Source organism: Gloeocapsa sp. DLM2.Bin57 (assembly GCA_007693955.1).
Lineage (GTDB): Bacteria > Cyanobacteriota > Cyanobacteriia > Cyanobacteriales > Gloeocapsaceae > Gloeocapsa.
Genome location: RECR01000038.1, coordinates 19,094 through 37,588 on the forward strand (window position 1 = coordinate 19,094; position 18,495 = coordinate 37,588).

19 protein-coding genes and 1 pseudogene are annotated in these 18,495 nt (G+C 38.1%); 10 read left to right on the forward strand and 10 right to left on the reverse strand.

The window, feature by feature from the left end:
- Window positions 1-6: 6 nt before the first annotated feature.
- Both EA365_02295 and EA365_02300 read right to left on the reverse strand, forming a co-directional pair.
- On the reverse strand, window positions 7-684 hold the full coding sequence (locus tag EA365_02295) for an HAD family hydrolase (protein TVQ48106.1): 678 nt from the start codon (window positions 682-684) through the stop codon (window positions 7-9).
- A gap of 35 nt (window positions 685-719) precedes the next feature.
- Window positions 720-1,901: a glycosyltransferase family 1 protein gene (locus EA365_02300; protein TVQ48107.1), complete on the reverse strand. Its 1,182-nt coding sequence runs from the start codon at window positions 1,899-1,901 to the stop codon at window positions 720-722.
- A 67-nt stretch (window positions 1,902-1,968) separates the two neighbouring features.
- On the opposite strand from EA365_02300, the gene EA365_02305 reads away from it, so the two are divergent.
- Genes EA365_02305 through EA365_02325 form a run of 5 tightly spaced genes read left to right on the forward strand, consistent with a single transcriptional unit; the run spans window position 1,969 to window position 7,428 of the window.
- Window positions 1,969-3,270 carry a DUF697 domain-containing protein gene (locus EA365_02305; protein TVQ48108.1) on the forward strand — a complete coding sequence of 434 codons (1,302 nt, stop codon included), beginning with the start codon at window positions 1,969-1,971 and terminating at the stop codon, window positions 3,268-3,270.
- Between the two features lie 11 nt (window positions 3,271-3,281).
- The gene (locus EA365_02310) at window positions 3,282-4,232 is read left to right on the forward strand and encodes an aldo/keto reductase (protein TVQ48109.1); all 951 of its coding nucleotides are present in this window, start codon (window positions 3,282-3,284) and stop codon (window positions 4,230-4,232) included.
- A 10-nt stretch (window positions 4,233-4,242) separates the two neighbouring features.
- Window positions 4,243-5,412, forward strand: coding sequence for an anhydro-N-acetylmuramic acid kinase (locus tag EA365_02315; GenBank protein ID TVQ48110.1), 1,170 nt, complete (start codon window positions 4,243-4,245; stop codon window positions 5,410-5,412).
- 4 nt (window positions 5,413-5,416) lie between these two features.
- Window positions 5,417-5,860: a hypothetical protein gene (locus EA365_02320; protein TVQ48111.1), complete on the forward strand. Its 444-nt coding sequence runs from the start codon at window positions 5,417-5,419 to the stop codon at window positions 5,858-5,860.
- 41 nt (window positions 5,861-5,901) lie between these two features.
- A complete protein-coding gene (locus EA365_02325; protein ID TVQ48112.1) occupies window positions 5,902-7,428 on the forward strand; it encodes a serine/threonine protein kinase in 1,527 nt (508 codons plus the stop codon).
- Here the strand turns inward: EA365_02325 and EA365_02330 are convergent.
- Window positions 7,425-8,306, reverse strand: a complete 882-nt coding sequence (locus tag EA365_02330) for a universal stress protein (GenBank protein ID TVQ48113.1) — start codon at window positions 8,304-8,306, stop codon at window positions 7,425-7,427. The two genes, EA365_02325 and EA365_02330, sit on opposite strands and share 4 nt — an antisense overlap.
- Window positions 8,307-8,460: 154 nt before the next feature.
- A complete protein-coding gene (locus EA365_02335; GenBank protein ID TVQ48114.1) occupies window positions 8,461-8,655 on the reverse strand; it encodes an NblA-related protein in 195 nt (64 codons plus the stop codon).
- 450 nt (window positions 8,656-9,105) lie between these two features.
- On the opposite strand from EA365_02335, the gene EA365_02340 reads away from it, so the two are divergent.
- Together EA365_02340 and rpiA are read left to right on the forward strand one after the other, a co-directional pair.
- Window positions 9,106-9,585, forward strand: a complete 480-nt coding sequence (locus EA365_02340) for an RNA-binding protein (GenBank protein TVQ48115.1) — start codon at window positions 9,106-9,108, stop codon at window positions 9,583-9,585.
- Between the two features lie 85 nt (window positions 9,586-9,670).
- Window positions 9,671-10,381, forward strand: coding sequence for a ribose-5-phosphate isomerase RpiA (gene rpiA / locus EA365_02345; protein ID TVQ48116.1), 711 nt, complete (start codon window positions 9,671-9,673; stop codon window positions 10,379-10,381).
- Window positions 10,382-10,419: 38 nt separating this feature from the next.
- On the opposite strand, the gene rpsD is transcribed toward rpiA, so the two are convergent.
- Entirely contained in the window at window positions 10,420-11,028 is a 609-nt protein-coding gene (gene rpsD, locus EA365_02350; protein ID TVQ48117.1) for a 30S ribosomal protein S4, read from the reverse strand.
- Between the two features lie 79 nt (window positions 11,029-11,107).
- Between rpsD and EA365_02355 the strand changes: the two genes are divergently transcribed.
- Entirely contained in the window at window positions 11,108-11,428 is a 321-nt protein-coding gene (locus tag EA365_02355; protein TVQ48118.1) for a PepSY domain-containing protein, read from the forward strand.
- On the opposite strand, the gene EA365_02360 is transcribed toward EA365_02355, so the two are convergent.
- From EA365_02360 to EA365_02370, 3 genes are all read right to left on the reverse strand, one after another.
- Complete coding sequence (locus EA365_02360) at window positions 11,394-11,987, reverse strand: radical SAM protein (GenBank protein TVQ48119.1); 594 nt, start codon at window positions 11,985-11,987, stop codon at window positions 11,394-11,396. The genes EA365_02355 and EA365_02360 overlap by 35 nt on opposite strands.
- A 142-nt stretch (window positions 11,988-12,129) precedes the next feature.
- Window positions 12,130-12,906 carry an aquaporin Z gene (locus EA365_02365; protein ID TVQ48120.1) on the reverse strand — a complete coding sequence of 259 codons (777 nt, stop codon included), beginning with the start codon at window positions 12,904-12,906 and terminating at the stop codon, window positions 12,130-12,132.
- A gap of 64 nt (window positions 12,907-12,970) precedes the next feature.
- On the reverse strand, window positions 12,971-13,933 hold the full coding sequence (locus EA365_02370) for an ABC transporter permease (protein TVQ48121.1): 963 nt from the start codon (window positions 13,931-13,933) through the stop codon (window positions 12,971-12,973).
- Between the two features lie 50 nt (window positions 13,934-13,983).
- On the opposite strand from EA365_02370, the gene EA365_02375 reads away from it, so the two are divergent.
- Window positions 13,984-15,303 (forward strand): amino acid permease, encoded by a 1,320-nt coding sequence (locus EA365_02375; GenBank protein ID TVQ48122.1) that lies wholly within the window; start codon window positions 13,984-13,986, stop codon window positions 15,301-15,303.
- An 11-nt stretch (window positions 15,304-15,314) separates the two neighbouring features.
- Window positions 15,315-16,481, forward strand: coding sequence for a hypothetical protein (locus EA365_02380; protein TVQ48123.1), 1,167 nt, complete (start codon window positions 15,315-15,317; stop codon window positions 16,479-16,481).
- Window positions 16,482-16,592: 111 nt separating this feature from the next.
- On the opposite strand, the pseudogene EA365_02385 reads toward EA365_02380, so the two are convergent.
- A pseudogene (locus tag EA365_02385) lies at window positions 16,593-16,856 on the reverse strand (transposase).
- 23 nt (window positions 16,857-16,879) lie between these two features.
- Window positions 16,880-18,229, reverse strand: coding sequence for a hypothetical protein (locus EA365_02390; GenBank protein ID TVQ48124.1), 1,350 nt, complete (start codon window positions 18,227-18,229; stop codon window positions 16,880-16,882).
- Window positions 18,230-18,495: the final 266 nt, after the last annotated feature.

Consider the following 18,495-nt stretch of genomic DNA (forward strand, 5'->3'; position numbering starts at 1 on the left):
TGACAATTATAATCCTACTTTATCTAAAAATATTTCAGGTGTAGGTAAACTAGCAATTGCCCACCAGGGGTTATGTTGCTCTAATTCTACTAGAGAATAAGCTCCCGTAGCCACAGCGATCGCTTTTCCTTGAATAGCTGCACAACAATCGATATCATGGGGAGTATCCCCAATCACAAACAAGCGGTCTAGATTAACCTCACCGACGATGTCTTTAGCTAAATCTACTGCTTGTTGGGCGATCGCTCTTCTTTCTTCGTTAAAGTCAGCAAAAGCACCATGAGTAAAATATTCATCTAAACCATAATAACTTAATTTAGCTTGAGCACCTTTAGAGATATTCCCCGTTAAGAGAATTGATAAGACATCGGAACGAGATTTTAACTGTTCGAGGATTTCTCTAACTCCTTCTAATACCTTACCTTGACGACGGGGTAAACTTCTAGGTAGATAACTAGCGTATAATTCAAGTAACTGGTCTATTTTTTCCTGATCTGGATCGATACCAGCTTGTTTAAAGATATTAGCTGCTATCAGGCGATCGCTCATTCCTGCGGTAGGTAATTGGGAGAAATCCACCGCTTTACCGATTAACTCTTTGGCTGCGTCTTCTAAAGCGAAAATACCCGCTCTAGCGGTAGTTAAAAGAGTTCCGTCAATATCCCAACATAAAATAGTTGTCATCAAAAAAACTAGCTCTCAAATATGGTAATTTTAACTTATCTAGTGACATTTACTTGCAGAGTTAAATCATATACTTTAGCTGTTTCTTGTGCTAATTGAGACCAATTAAACCGATTAAATAAATCTATAAAAGCATTTTCTGTTAAAAACTTCCCATACTCAGGATTTTTCAAAATCGTTAAAATACCTTCAGCTAGAGATTCAGCATCGTTAGCTTGAGTGACTATTCCTGTTTCTCCCTGTCTGACCACTTCTGGCAACCCCCCAGTATTTGATACAACTACAGGTACTAAAGCCGCAAAACTTTCTAAAGCTACTATCCCAAAAGGTTCGTAAAGACTAGGAAAAACAGCACAATCAGCTACGGTTTGAAACTTATCTAAATCTGCATCTGACATAAACCCTGTAAAATTACAAAAATCCCAGATACCTAAATTCCAAGCTTGTTGTTTGAGATTCTGAGTTTGACCTTCTCCAATTAAAATAAACTTAACATTGCCTTCTAATTCTGCTATTATCCTGGGTGCAGCGTTAAGCAGCACAAAAACCCCTTTTTCATGAGTCATACGTCCTACGTAATAGACGAGTTTTTCTTGATCTCTTGCAAATAGACGGCGAAAAGCGAGATAATCGAACTCAGGGGAATGTTGTTTTTTCTCGGGACGAATACCATTATAAATAATATTCATTTTATCCCAAGGAACATTCAGTACCCTTTCTACTTCATGACGCATATAATTAGTACAAACAATAATGCGTTGAGCGTGTTGAGCTAGATATTTTTCTTTACCGTGAATATAATCGTGAGTTCTGTTGTGAATACCGTTATAACGACCATATTCTGTAGCGTGAATAGTGGCAATTAGGGGAATGTGAAAATGATATTTAAGAGCGATCGCCGCATCTCCTACCAACCAATCATGAGCGTGGATTAAATCAAAGGGCTCTTGTTCAATTATGAGCTTACCCCCATAATGACCCATACTCTCATTCATATTAGCTACCCAATGAAAAAAATCGTGTCCAGGGGCAACAGGCACGCGGTGAACATGAATACCTTCGACAATTTCGTAGTTAGGAGCATTAGCAACCTCTACCGTGATTAAATGAATAGTATGTCCTAATTTCACTAGCTCTGGATATAATTCGGCAACATGGCGAGAAATACCCCCAATCAGACGGGGAGGAAACTCCCAAGCTAAGACCAGAATTTTCATGTGCTCCTACTCCACGAAATTACATAATTATAATGCTATATTATAAGAATCTTGTTATTTAAGTACAATGGCTGAAATAGGAGAAACCCATCTCAATCAAGCTCGCGCTAGTTTACAACAAGCTTTATCCTGGTATTCTAGTTTCCGTCGTCATTGGAATTATCCACCAGATGCTGAATTACAAGCAGCGGTGCGCAAGGATTTACAAGTTTTACAGTCATCTTTAGATAAACTCGAACAAACAGTCATCAAAATAGCCACCTTTGGGTTAGTTAGTCGAGGTAAATCAGCGGTAGTTAACGCTTTAGTTGGACAGAAAATCTTAGCAACAGGGCCAATTCATGGTGTTACCCAATGGCCCAAATCCGTGCGCTGGTCTCCTCCCTCTGGTAAAGTCCAGATGGAATTAATCGATACACCAGGTTTAGACGAAATCTCAGGTGAAATAAGAGCCCAAATGGCGAAAACTGTAGCCCTAGAAGCAGATTTGATTCTGTTTGTAGTGGCAGGAGATATCACCAGAACTGAGTATGCAGCATTGTGTGAACTACGTCAAGCTCAAAAACCCCTAATTCTAGTCTTCAATAAGATTGACCTTTACCCTGAACAAGATCAACAAACCATTATAGCACAACTGCAAGCACTTGGGGGAATTTCTCTAGAAGCGATCGCTCTAGTAGCAGCTGAGCCTCAACCTGTACCAGTTAAGGTAAAATGGACAGATGGAACTATTACCCAAGAATGGGAAACCCCACCACCGCAAATTAATCAACTCAGAGAGAAAATTTTAGACATTCTTAACCGGGAAGGGCGATCGCTTCTCGCTCTTAACGCTCTATCTCAAGCTAAAATAGCAGCAACTAACATCGCCACTAAAACCATTACCCTTCGTCAAGAACAAGCAGAAACAATTATCTGGAACTACGCTAAGTATAAAGCCCTAGTCGTAGCTATTAATCCCTTACCTATCTTAGATATACTAGTTGGTAGTCTAACCGATTTATTTTTGATTCGCTCCCTAGCTCGTTTATATGGTCTCCCCATTACTAATTATCAAGCTGGTAAACTATTAAAAACTATCTTAACTAGTACAGGAGGACTATTACTCGGAGAAACTGTTACTAGTACAATCTTAGGAATGGGCAAAATAACCATCTGGAATAATCCCACAGATTTTACCATCTATAGTGGAACAGCTTTAACTCAAGGAGCGATCGCCCTTTATGGTAGTTATATCATTGGTAAATCTACTCAAGTATATCTTAAACAAGGCTGTACTTGGGGACCTTTTGGACCTAGTACCATTATTCAAGAAATCCTAACTCAAATCGAACCTGATAGCATTATCGCTCGTGTACAATCTACCTGAGTAAATCAATTATGAAAACTTTAGCATTAACTAATCAAGATACCATGCCTATGTTTGGCCTAGGTACGTGGAAATCACCACCAGGTGAAGTCTATCAAGCAGTCAAAACCGCCCTAGCTATAGGTTATAAACATATAGATTGTGCACCAATTTATCGCAATGAACCAGAAGTGGGTCAAGCAATCCAAGAAAGTTTAAGCTCAGGAATAGTTAAACGTGAAGAAATCTGGATAACCTCAAAACTCTGGAATAACGCTCATCAATCTCCTGAAGTTATACCCGCACTTAAACAAACCCTCAAGGATTTACAGTTAGACTATCTAGATTTATGCTTAATCCATTGGCCCATAGCTCTAAAAAAAGGTGTATTATTTCCCGAAAAAGCCTCAGACTATCTAACTTTAACAGAAGTACCCCTAATAGAAACGTGGTCAGCAATGATAGCAGCATCCGAGCAAGGATTATGTAAACATATAGGAGTGAGTAATTTTAGTCAGCAAAAACTCGCTGATTTAATCGCACAAACAAGCTATAAACCCGAAGTAAATCAAGTAGAATCTCACCCCTATCTACAACAAAACGACCTGTTAGCTTATTGTCAGAGTCAAGGAATTGTGTTTACTGCTTATTCTCCCTTAGGCTCGAGCGATCGCGCTCAGGTTTTTAAAAAAGCAGATGAACCAAGTTTATTAACCCATCCTCTTATCCTAGACATAGCAGCTAAACACTCTCTTACTCCCGCACAAATATTAATAGCTTGGGGAATTAATCGCAATACCGTAGTTATTCCTAAATCAGTCAATCCTGAGCGTATAGCTGAGAATCTCGCCGCTAGTGAAGTAAACTTAACCTCTGAAGATATGCAAGCGATCGCCACTCTGGAGCTTAATTATCGTTACGTTGATGGCAGTTTTTGGGAAATACCAGGCTCTCCCTATACAGTAGCTGAACTTTGGGATTAGCCACAATAATATGGTCAAAGTAATCGGTTTAATGAGTGGAACATCCCTAGATGGCATAGATGCGGTTGTAGTTGAGATAGTAGGAGAAAAACTCAATCTAGAGGTATCTTTACTCGCTAGCGCTATTTTTGAGTATCCTCATGGTTTAAAACAACGAATATTAGCAGTAGCCGAAGGTGAAGCTATCTCTGTGGCAGAATTGGCTAATTTAGACGATGAAATAGCTATTCAATTGGCGACAGCAGCACAGGAATTAGCCCAAAAACAATCATTAATCGCCCTAATTGGCTCTCATGGTCAAACTGTTTACCATCGTCCCCCGGGAAATCTTCCTCAAAATCTTGGCTATAGCTTACAATTGGGAAGGGGAGAATTAATCGCTAATCTCACTAACATTCCTACGGTAAGTAATTTTAGAGCCGCAGATATCGCCGCTTATGGACAAGGAGCACCTTTAGTACCAAAAGTAGATGCAGCTTTACTATCTCATCCTAATAAATGTAGATGTATTCAAAATATCGGCGGTATCTCTAATCTTACCTATTTACCCTCTAGGGAAACCCCAGACTGGGAAAATAAAATCTCGGGTTGGGATACAGGACCTGGAAATATGCTCCTGGATTTAGCTGTAACACAGTTAACTCAAGGACGTCAAACCTTTGACCAAGACGGTAAATGGGCAGCTCAAGGTCAACCTAATCAAACCCTCGTTAATGAGTGGCTCAAGGATGATTTTTTTAGACAACCTCCCCCTAAATCCACAGGAAGAGAATTGTTTGGTCAAGAGTATCTGACTCGTTGTGCTCAACAAGCTGATTCTTGGGGATTGAGTACAGTTGACTGGTTAGCAACCCTGACAGAGTTGACAGTAGCTGCTATAGAGAGTAATTATCGGGCTTTTTTACCAGAAATGCCCTCGGAAGTCTTACTCTGTGGAGGTGGAAGTCAAAATTTATACCTTAAGCAACGTTTACAGTCTAGATTAGGGGAAAATATAGCCGTTTTGACTACAGCTGTGCTGGGGATTAACCCTAAGTTTAAAGAAGCGATCGCTTTTGCGGTATTAGCTTATTGGCGTTATTTTGTAAGTTTTCCAGGGAATTTGCCTCAAGTTACTGGAGCAAAACAACCAGTTTTACTTGGCTGTGTTTATTTGCCTTTTGGGAGCAACAAGGAGTAAAATTTTGACTCACAGTTTTTTAGTAGAAACAGGACAATGGTTAGTTAATGGTAGTTGGTTTGAACGTAATCAAACACCTTTGACGGTAAATGGATCTATTGATATTCGTTGGAGTGAACAAAATTGGTTTACAATGAATTTAGAGTTGAGTTTTCCAGGTAGCGATCGAGAGGATATTATTAGCAAGTATCGGGGTCATTTTCACGAAGCTGCTTATCAATATACTTATGTGTTGAAACAGAATTTATTGGGTAAAATAGAAGGTGAAGGTTGGATCGCTTTTGATTCCATTGTCCAACGCTATTGGGTGATAGGCGATCGCCAAAGACGAAGTGGCTTTGAAACTTTTTATCGGATTAATTCCTCTAGTTATCATCTCTCGGGAGCGATTATCACAGGTGCTTTTATCAGTAGCACAATCGAAGCGACACTAGAACGTCAAAGTTAACAACGGATTTGGGAAATTTATGGAACTGGAGTCGAGAGCAGATGAATAGCGATCGCAATCTTAACCGCATCATTGCCAAACGTTATCGTCTCGTAGAGTTAATCGGGACAGGTGCTATGGGTCAAGTATATCGTGCTGAGGATAAAGTACTCGGCAATGCCACTGTAGCTGTTAAGTTCCTTTCCCAAACTCTACTCAATGACAAAATGCGCGAAAGATTTGAGCGAGAAGCGACTATTTGTGCTAACTTGGCTGAAAAAAGTATTCATATCGTGGGTGTTCGAGACTATGGCATCGATGAGAATAAAGTACCTTACTATATCATGGAATTCCTGCAAGGTCGCGCTCTTAACGATATTATCCAAGAAGAGGAAATCCTCCTACCTCGCTTTTTATCTTTAACTCGTCAAATTTGTTTAGGTTTAGACTGTGCTCATAAAGGGATAATTTTTAAAGGCAAACATTCTCCCATTATTCATCGTGATATTAAACCAAGCAATATATATGTGTTACAAGACCCCACAATAGGAGAACTAGTTAAGGTTTTAGACTTTGGTATTGCCAAATTAATTCAATCAGATCGCTCCCAAACCCATTCTTTTATGGGTACTCTCGCTTATTGCTCTCCCGAGCAAATGGAAGGAAAAGAGTTAGATAATCGAAGCGATATTTATAGTCTCGGTATCATGATGTATGAGATGTTAACCAATGAGATGCCCATACTTCCTGAGACATCTTCTTTTCCAGGTTGGTATAAAGCCCATCACGAGTTTCCCCCTAAATCTTTTAACCCTAGACTACATATTTCTCAAGATTTACAGAATGTAATTCTCAAATGTCTAGCTAAAAAACCAGAAGCTAGATTTCAATCTGTCGGTGAAATTATCCCAATTCTCGAAAAAATCCCTCATCAAGAGCAACAAAACCACTACCCCGAGAAACCATCAGCTCCAAAACCTCCACAGTTAGGCTCTTTTCCCAGTCAAGTAACCCAAACCCCCACCATTATCTCTAAGGTAGATGAATTTTACCTACAAGCTTCTTGGCCCATGGATAAACCCCAACAAAAAATAGTGTTTCCCAAAACCATGAATGTGGGAGATGGTATCTATCCTACTCTCTGGGTAATGTTGGAGCAACAAGACATTATTAATCGTATGTCTAGTATCCGTTATAATCAATTTCTTTATCTAGGCTCACCCCATCCCATGGTTTTGTGGATTACCGTGTTATACCACCAAGAACATGGTCCACGTTGGTTGCCCTGTTATTTAGACTTTAAAACAGATAGTGGGTTACAAATAGGACGTTTATTATCAGATATAGGGAATTATGCTATTTTATTCTTTGGTTTAAATGAACCGCAAAAATGCAGACACGTCATGAAGAGTACTATAGCTCCCCATCAACGTGATTTATTAAAACAATGGTCTCAAGGAGCTAGTGGAGTCAAACACTATGGTAAACCTCAAATCAGTAAACGTCTGTTAAAACAAGAATTTGAGAAACTCAAACCCAAAATAGTTGAAAAGCTCGTTAAACTGAGAGCTTCTCAACAATCTCGCTAACGTTTAGGAGAGAACAATAAAACAGGATACCAACTCCGATGCAAGATATCATTAGCAAAGCTAGAAACAGTCCAATCTAAGGGGTTAGTCTGATAATCACTAGCAATGACAATCGCGCTAATATCAGAGTGTAAAGCCGCTTTTAAGGTTTCAGCAATAGGATCACCTTCTCTGACTTCTGTATTAACTTCTAAAGCCACCCCTTCTAACTGTTTTTGCACTTCAGCTAGCTTAGCTTGAGCTTGTGACATTTTGCTCTCGGTTAACTCTTTAGATCTTCTGACCTCTTCTACTACAGTAAGAAGCATACATTTTTTGATTGTGGTTTCAGGAAAACCCTCTACGTGTTCTTTGAGACGTTTAACACAGTAGTGAGAATTTTCTCCGTCGTCATAGGGAATTAACAAATAGCGTAGCAAATGCTGACAACGTAGAGATAATTCTTCTCTAGTGTAAGTAGAAATCAACTGAGGACGAATAATTAGAATAGGGGATTCAGTTAATTTAGCAATTCCTGTACTGGTACTACCAAAGATCGTCTCTTTCCAACCGCTACGGATAGGAGTTCCTACAATAACTAGATCTACGTGATACTTATCTAAAATCCTTTTTACCCCTTCTACGGGATTTCCTGCATATACTTCTACAGATACTTTTACCCCTTCAGGTAACCCTAATAAGATAGCAGATCCTAGTTTAGCTTCAGCCTCTTTAATAGCTCGGGAATCTTCCCGAGGTACTTGTCCTTGTTTTTCTAAAGATACGCTATGAAAAAAAATAACGTGTGTAAGATTGCTCTGAGCTAAATCAGGTACAAACTCTGTTAAACGCTCTAAACCATCTGTAAAATCTGTGCAGATTAAGCAAGTTTTTGACATATACAATCATAAATACTTTTCTTCTAGATTAACACTTATTCTAGAGAAAATAATGGTTACAAACCCCAACCACCCCAGTTTTTTTATCAACAGCTTATAAACCAAGGATAACCCAACCAGAGAAGGAGGTAGTAACTACCTATTGATTACGCTTTTACATCAAGGGCTGATCCTCTAATCCCCATTGATGTTTAAGAAACTCCTTGTACAAATTTTCTCTAACCATCATCTGCTCGTAAAGTTGAATCAAAAATTCTTGAGCTTGTTGATGACTCATTTGTTGTACCTGACTTTCAAAGGAACGTAAGCTAAACTGTTGTTCTAGAGATAGATTAACTGATTCTGACATCATTAACTCCTAGGTTGGTGATTAGTTATTAAATAATATAACAATTGTTTGACAAAATGTCTATTGTTTGCATATACAAGTCAACTAACCTTAACTTTTTCAGAAAGCTGAGAAAACTGTGGTAATTTCTGATACCATTAGAATTGCAGGGAAAAAATAAACTAAGTTGGGAAATTGTGTAAAGATTCTGTAATAATTAAAAAAGAGTTGAGTAAATGTTCTCAGCTTCTAGAGATGGGCTGATTTAACTTTAAGTCAATTGGCTACATCAGGAACTTCTCCTGCCTAAGTGGAGATAACGTCAACTTAGAACAACATAACTAATCTTGTGAAAAAATCGGTAATCTTTGCACAATCTAGACAGAATAGAGGGTTAGCAATATATCCCTGTGTAAAGAATCCCTTTAATCATCAGTCTTTAATCAATCTATTATCAGGAGGAATGTAAATATGCCTGTTCGTCTTTATGTAGGTAATTTACCAACCAAGCAACCCATTGAAAGAGAAGATCTTAAATCTCTTTTCGCTGAATCTGGAGAAGCAGTCTCTACCCCCAAAGTACCCAAAGATCGCAAAGGTAACTGTAAGGGATTCGCCTTTATTACGGTTGCTACCGATGAATTGGCGACAGAAATCATCGAAAAATATAACGGTCAAGAATTCATGGGTAGTGTCATTAAAATCGAAAAAGCCCTACCTAGAGAGAAAAAAGAACCGGGTGAAGGTGAAGAAACAACGGCTACTACTACTAATACCTCAGAAACAGCTAAACCAGTTAAACGGAGTAGTCCTAAACGCAATCGTAAGGATTCTCAACCTAAGAGCGCGGTTAAATCTGATTCTAGCAGTTCCGTACAACCAGATCCACGTTGGGCTCAAGAATTAGCCATACTTAAAGAAAGACTAGCAACTCAAACTAGTAATTCTTAAAACAATTCTTGTGGTGTTAGCCCCGTCGTTAATTTGTCGGGGTATAAACCACAAGCAAATAATGACTATTACATAAGGAGTAAAAATGTCTCAAGACGCGGATGTAATTAAACTAATGAAACAAGAAGTAGGTAGAATCGCCGCTTCTAGAGTAAAATCTAACTCAATTGTCGGACTAGGTACGGGTTCAACTTCAGCTTATGCGATTGAATATATCGGCGATCGCCTCAAATCTGGAGAGTTAGAAAATATTGTCGGTGTACCTACTTCCTTCCAATCAGAAGTTTTAGCCAAAAAATACGGTATTCCCCTAACTACTTTAGACGCTATCGATCGTATTGACTTAGCTATTGACGGAGCTGACGAAGTAGATCCCCAAAAAAACCTGATTAAAGGTGGTGGAGCTGCTCACACTCGTGAGAAAGTAGTTGATAGTTTAGCAGAATTATTTATTGTAGTTGTAGATAGTAGTAAAATAGTAGATGAACTCGGTTCAACCTTTTTATTACCAGTAGAAGTAATTCCCATGGCTGTTGCACCTGTAACTAGAGCTTTAGAGAAATTAGGGGGACAACCAGAATTACGTATGGGTATTAAAAAAGATGGTCCTGTAGTCACAGACCAGGGTAATCTAGTTTTAGACGTTAAGTTTAATAAAATCGACAACCCCGCTCAATTAGAACAAGAAATCAACAATATTCCAGGAGTCTTAGAAAATGGTTTATTCGTTGGTTTAGCCGATATAATTCTTGTCGGGGAAATCAAAGAGGGAACACCCAAAGTACGAGAATTTTAGAGTTTAACACCCACGACTGCAGCCGTGGGCTTTGTCTTTTAAACCTTACGAGAATAGTACTCAACCACGAGTAACTCATTAATTTGTAGAGGGACCCATTCTCTCTCCACTTTTCCGTTGACTTTACCAACCAAGGTGCTTTTGTCAAACTCTAGGTGACTAGGTAAATTAGCTAAGCCAGGATATTGCATATTCGCTTCTACTAGCTTGCGAGAACTTTCTTTATTTTTAACCGCAATCACGTCACCAGGACGACATTGATAACTAGCAATATCAACTATTTTACCATTAACTGTAATATGACCATGATTAATAAGTTGACGAGCACCGGGGATTGTTCCCGCCATGCCTAGACGAAAAACTGTGTTATCAAGACGCATTTCTAGAAGTTGTAACAAAGATTCTCCTGTAGATCCAGTAGCGCGACGAGCTTGACGTACATAACGTACTAGTTGTTTTTCGGTAATGCCATAGTTAAAACGCAGTTTCTGTTTCTCCTCTAGACGGATAGCGTATTCTGAACGTTTTTTTCTGGCTTGACCGTGTTGACCAGGTGGATATTGACGACGAGGACTTTTACGAGTTAATCCTGGTAGTTCACCAAGACGACGAACAACGCGTAAGCGAGGACCTCTATATCTGGACATTCATTAATCTCCTTTATTAATTATTTTAGACCCAAAACTATTATTATACTATTTATTGGGTCATTTATTCTAGATTGATATGAAACAAATTCAAGCCTTTCGCAAATGGCATCGCACCCTTGCTCCCATTGTTTTGTTACCATTATTGGTGACAGTATCTACAGGGGTTAGCTATCGTTTAGCTAAAGATTGGTTCGGATTACCTCGTGACCAAGTACATTTTTTAATGGGTATTCATGAGGGAGAGTATCTAGGTAAAACACTAGAACCATTTTATGTCTTACTCAATGGTTTAGGTTTACTCTGGATGTTGGTAACAGGAGGTGCGATGTTATGGCAAAATCTACGGCGATCGCTGTCTCAACTTAAGAAAGCCCCAACTGACCCCAAAAACCCGTAAAAATCCTCGTTCCGTCTTTGAGAATATGAATCTCTATCTGATCTGAAGCCCAATTAATCTGATCTTTTAAAGCGGGATTAAAAATATGTACCCTTTGGTTACGGGAAGATACGGGAGAATCGGGACTATGGATAGCTTGAGACTCTACAAAAGGACCATCAATCAAGATATCTAACTCAGCTAATAATAATTTAGCCTCTGGTGGGGCTTTTGCTGATTGTAACTCTTCTAAGGTAAAACCACTAAAAGACATTACATTTAAACCCTCTGCTTTGAGTTTTTTAGCTAGTAAACTTAACCCGTTAGCTTGCCAAAATGGCTCACCACCAGAAAAAGTTACCCCCTGATTGCGTTTATTGCTAAGTATTTTAGTTGCTAATTCCTCAATACTGATTAACTGATTGGTTTCAAAAGACCAAGACTCGGGGTTAAAACAGCTTGGACATTCTCTTAAGCAACCCTGTACCCAAACTACAGCACGACAACCAGGACCATTGACTTCTGATTCATCTACATAACCCATTATATTGAGATATCCTGGGGGTATATTTTCGTTCATATTTCTTTACCTCTCTAGAATTAAGAATAAGGCACTCTTGGAGGACGGGGAGACGGGAATGTAGAATGAGCGAATGTGCGAAAAAATAATTAATTCGCGCATTTGGAATAACACCTAACACCTAACACCTAACACCTAACACCTATACTTTCTCATCCTCTGATGATAATTCTTCATAAATGCGATCGTAGGCTAATCCTGCTAAGACTCCTCCGAGAATAGGTGCAACCCAAAATAACCAAAGTTGTGCGATTAATTCTGTACCAGCAAACAGAGCAACACCAGTACTACGAGCTGGATTAACAGAAGTATTGGTAATGGGGATAGCAATTAAGTGAATCAGAGTTAGGGTAAAACCAATGGCTAAAGGTGCAAACCCTTTGGAAATGCCCCGAGAGGTAACACCTAAGATAGTAAATAAGAACATAAAGGTCATGATTACTTCTACCAAAAAAGCACTCAACAGATTGTAACCATTAGGAGAATGAGGACCATAACCATTGGTAGCTAGAGGATTAGTCGCGTTAGGATCTAACGCAAAACCAGGTGCACCCGAAGCGATAACATAGATAAGTCCTGCTGCTATAATGGCACCAACAACTTGAGCGATAATATAAGGTAAGAGTTCAGATCCAGGAAATCTCCTGGCAGCAAACAAACCAACAGAAACCGCAGGGTTAAAATGTGCTCCCGAAATGTTAGCAAAAGCATAAGCCCCACTTACTATAGTTAACCCGAAGGCGATCGCTACCCCTAAAACCCCAATCCCTGTAGTAAAAGATAGTTCTACTTCGCCTCCACCCCCTTGAATTGGGGTATCAGTATAAGCGGCGGAGATAACAGCACTACCGCAGCCTCCAAAAACGAGCCAAAATGTGCCTATTAACTCGGCTACATATTTTTTGATGTTACTACCCATTTATTAAACTCCTCATGGTAAATATTTATGTCAATTAATAATATAGTAATTTTGGTTAAAATGATCAACTATTATATTTAATACGCGGATCGAGAAGATGATAAAATAAATCAGCGATAAAATTACAAATAACAATCAAAACCGCGTAAATAAAAGTTATCCCCATCACCACTGGGGTATCACTACGATTGATTGAATCGATTAATAATGCGCCAATTCCAGGAACACGAAAAATTTGTTCTGTAACTATTGCCCCAGTAAAAATACCAGGAATATCTAAAGCGATAAGAGTAACTAAAGGAATCAAAGCGTTGCGCAAAATATGTTTAACTACAACTTTAAATTCAGATAGTCCTTTAGCATAGGCTGTACGTACATACTCTTGATACAATTCTTCTAAGATAACAGTACGAATAAAGCGAATTAAGATCGCAGCTTGGGCTAAAGCTAACAGGGTAATCGGCATTATTGATTGTCTGATTTGGTTAATAAAGCTATTTAAATCCGTAACTTTTAGAGTACTTTGATAGATAAAGGGAAACCATTTAAGTTGAATACTAAAGATAATAATTAAAATTAAACCAGTAAAAAAAGTCGGTAAAGATAAACATAAAAAAGCAAAAATATTAATCAAAATATCTAGCCAAGAAGAACGTCTCACTGCTGCGATTAACCCCAAGGGAAAAGCGATGATAATAGCGATTATATAAGCTGTTCCTACTACCCAAATAGTTGTTGGTAACCGTTGTAAAATTAAACTACTAACAGGAGTTAAGCTAACAAAAGAATAACCAAAGTTACCTTGTAATAAAGCTGATAACCACTGAAAATAACGTAAATAAATAGGTTGATCTAGTCCTAGTGCTTTACGCATATTTTCTCTAATTTCTGGAGTAATAGCAGGATTAGTCGCAAACTCTCCGAGAGGATCTCCTGGGGCTAGAGATAAGATTAAATAAATAACTAGACTAATAGCAATCAGGGTAATAATAGCGATACAAAAACGTTTTAATAAATAAATATACATAGAAAAGTTATGATAAACTCGATCAAGAATAAATCCAGGGTGGAGGAGTGATGAGTACAACAACAGAAAATAACCGTCTAGTGGGATTAGTGACGGCTATTTCTTTAGTCATGGCTAGTATGGTAGGAACAGGTGTTTTTACTAGTTTAGGTTATCAAGCTATAGGAATCAACTCTACTTTTGCCTTGTTATTTCTCTGGTTTATCGGGGGAATTTATGCTCTCTGTGGGGCTTTGTCTTATGGAGAGTTAGCAGCAGTAATGCCTCGTTCAGGTGGAGAATATCAATACCTGTCCAAAATATATCATCGAGCGGTAGGCTTTCTCTCAGGTTGGCTGTCTGTAACCGTAGGTTTTGCAGCCCCTATCGCTTTAGCAGCGATCGCCCTAGGTCAATATACTAATATAGTTATACCAGTAATACCAGCCAAAGCGATCGCCCTAATTACGGTAATCAGCGTTTCTTTAATTCATACCCGTAACCTCAAGATGGGTAGTAATTTTCAAGATATTTTTACCATTCTCAAGATAGCATTAATCGCTATATTTATTGTTTGTGGTTTTTTACTAGCCACACCCCAACCAGTAGATATCATCCCTGATAACGATGGTATTGATCAGATTTTTAGTTCTTCCTTTGCGGTGTCTTTGGTTTATGTTACTTACGCTTATTCAGGGTGGAATGCTGCGATTTACTTAGCAGGAGAGATCAAAAATCCCGAAAAAAACCTACCACGCTCTCTGTTTGTGGGTACAGCGATCGTCATGGTACTATATTTACTGGTAAACTTTATCTTCCTTTACGCTACACCGTTTAGCTCAATCCAAGCTTTAGAAGACAAAGAAAAAATAGCAGCATTAGCAGCAGAGTATATTTTTGGGGAAACAGGAGGCAAAATCATCAGCCTTCTCATCGCTTTTGGGCTTATTTCCACGATTAGCGCCATGGTTTGGGCAGGACCTCGGGTAACTCAAGTAATTGGCGAAGATATCCCCTTTTTTGCGCTTTTAGGCAAGAAAAATAGTCGTGGCATACCCTATTATGCTATTCTGTTGCAGTTATTTATTGTCTTGGTGCTGTTATTAACTTCTAGTTTTGAAGATGTGATGACTTATCTAGGATTTACCTTGATTCTATCTTCCTTTTTCACGGTGTTAGGATTATTTATCCATAGATGGAGATATCCTCATCTAACTCGCCCCTATAAGACTTGGGGTTATCCTCTCACTCCAATTGTTTTTCTAGGGATTAGTCTTTGGGTATTAATTTATGTCTTCACAGATAAACCCTTTCAGTCTGTAGCTGGTTTAACTACCATTATGATCGGTTTACCCATCTATTTTCTTGCTTCTAAACAAAAATTAGCCTAATTTTAACGAATATGTATCAATCAAAAGTTTTTAAACTGATTTTAGCTACCCTTACTGCTGTTTCCTTGTCAGAATTGGCTACCAATCATCTAGTTACTGCTAATCCGCAACCAACCCAACCACTGGTAATTACTGCTAATCCCACAGAATTTGACCAAAATCAAGCTAGACGTTGGACCGATAGTGCTAAATTTATGGCAGGTATAGCAGTAGAATCAGATAGTCATCTCTATCAATTGCAACAGACTCAAGCGTGGCAAAATCATCAGAATTTTCTTAATAATGCTTGGAATCAACTAGAAACACAACAACTCAGTAAAGTTAGAAATTGGAGTGATAGTGAATTAAGCAATATTAATCAAGGCAATCCTGTTGTCTTTTATCCTTTCAGTGGTCCTGATTTTTTATACGCTTATTCCTTTTTCCCTACAGGTAGAGAATATGTTTTAATTGGTTTAGAGCCTATAGGTTGGATTCCCCCTTTTACTGAGTTATCCCCAACAGAAAATGACGCTAAACTTACTCAATTAAGAGATTCTCTCCAGGCTATCCTACAATGGAGTTTTTTCCGCACCAATGATATGAAGGTAGATATGGCTCAACAAGGAGTATTACCCTATATCTTTATGTTTATGGCGCGAACTAATAATCAAATTCTTGATGTTCAATACGTAGGGATAGATACCAATGCAACTATACAACCTTTTACCGAGGGAATGATTCCTGGAGTGAGAATTATTTTTCTTCCCCAAGGAGAATCAGAAACAAAAACTCTCTACTATTTCTCTACAGACTTATCTGATGGTGGGTTAAGTGGTAATCCTCAATTTTTAGAATATATTAAAACCCTGGATTCTCCTGTAACTTATTTAAAGGCTGCATCTTATTTAATGCACTATGATTATTTTTCTCTGATTCGTAACGCTATTCTCGCCCAAAGTGAGTATATCTTACAAGATGATTCGGGAATGCCTGTAAGATATGTTAATAATGGGGAATGGGATTTACAATTTTATGGGACTTATACAGGACCTATTTCTTTATTTTCTAATATGTATCAACCAGATTTGCGAGAAATTTATCAAAATAATCCCAATATTCAACCTCTCGATTTTGGTGTAGGTTATAAGTTTGGTGTCAATGAGTCCAATTTAATGTTAGGCACTCGTAAAGAATAAACAGTTGACGCTCATCGCCCTAAAAGTGCGGTGATTCTTGGTTCATTGTAGATACTTGCTCTGACAGAATTGCTTCAATCAAAGTAGAGGTTTCTACTCCCCAAGCTTGATTTAAAGATTCCCTGCGCCGGTACTTAATCCCTTCTTGAAAATGTTGATTGCTGCGTTGACATCTCTATCTGCTATATAGCTACAATGTGGACATTTATGGGTTCTAGTGGATAGAGACTTTTGAACCTTTTTCCCACAATTAGAACAGTTTTGACTCGTGTTATGAGGAGTTACAGCTATTACGGCTTTTCCATATTTATAGGCAAAATATTCTAACCAGCGTCTGAAGGTTGTCCAAGCAGCATCATTTATACTTTTGGCTAGTAAAGCTCACCACACTCCCCGCTCTATTCCCTTTTCCCTGCTGTTTTGAATAAAACCCGAAAAACTGAACCTTTATTCACTTGACTATTAACAGTAATTGAACCTTGACAACGGTCTAATAATTGTTTAACAATACTTAGACCTAATCCTGCTCCTTTATTTTCTTCTCCTAAGTAATTTTTACCGCGATAAAAACTCTCAAAGATTTTATTTAATTCGTTCCCATTAATACCTACTCCCGTATCGCTAAAGGATAACTCTACTCCTCTTGAGGTTAATATGGCTTCTACAGCTACTCTACCCCCTTCGTCTGTAAATTTCAGACTATTATTTAATAGATTTAAAATGATTTGTCTTACCCATAATTGTGAACAAGCAACTAAGGGAATTTCTGGATATATTTTTGAGATTAATTCAATATTTTTTTCTTTGGCAATAGGTTGATAAGTACTGATAATACCTGGCAAGATTTCTTTGATATCAGCAGTCTGACTTTGTTCTAGAGAGGATAAATGATCTAGATGAACTAAATCTAATAATCCTGTTAATAGGTCATTTTGTCTTGACCATTCTTTATGTAATAATTCTAGATAACGTTCTCTTTGACTGATTTTTAGGTATTTTGACTCCAACAGACAGATTGCTGTTTTCATGTTAGTTAGGGGTGGACGTAATTCTCTACTGAGTTGGTCAATAAATTGTTCTTGTAATAATAAAGATTGATTGGTTATATTACCGTGAGACTTGGTATAATCAGAGCTTGTTGATGATAGATTCAAATTATCTGTATGTTCTAGTTCCTTAAATAATAGTTTAAGTAGTAAATTAGCACTAAGGGTGTTTCCTGTAGGTAGAGATAAATCTGTGGGGAAATTTTTAGAGTCAGAGTCATCTAGATCAAGATTATCTTTGAGTTGTTGTAAAAATCCCTTAATTACTTGTGCATCAACAGAACAAAATACTTTAAACTGCAATACTGATGGTCTTCCGGTTAATTTAGTGGGCATTGTAGAGATGGGTTGTTGCTGGGCTAAAATTAACACAGAGAAATCAGTTGAGATAACTAAGACGAAAAATTCTCGTTCTAAATCAGCCGTAGTTTGTAATTTAATCGGAAGTAGTTTTCCTCGTTTAGTTTTATTTAAATCTTTTCCTGCAAAAGTTTGACACCAATATGTCTGAACCACTTTACCTTCATTGAGATAGCGATCAATTTCCTCCATCCAGGTAGTTGCAGGTTTTACCCAGACAGTAGTAGTCAATTGTTGTTCAAGCAAAACCTCCATCAAGGAATTAACTAACCCTTCAACGCTAGAAGGACTCAATAAGCAACCAGAAGACTCAAACTCGGGGACTATAGGATATAAAGACATTTTATTAGCAGTTAGGACAAAAGACTATATCTTGATTTTAGTAAAACTATAGCGCTATGGGCTCTGGAATAGGGGAGACTTCGGAGATGGGGAATGCGCGAATTAATTATTTTTCGCAGATTCGCTCATTCTACATTCTTCATTTCCCTCTCCCCCTCTTCGTTCCCTTGGAAAGTATCGCTATACCTTAAACTAATAAGCAAAACTTATAATTAATATAAGTAAAAACTAAGTTAAAAAGCTTTACAAAACTTTAAAAAAGGGTT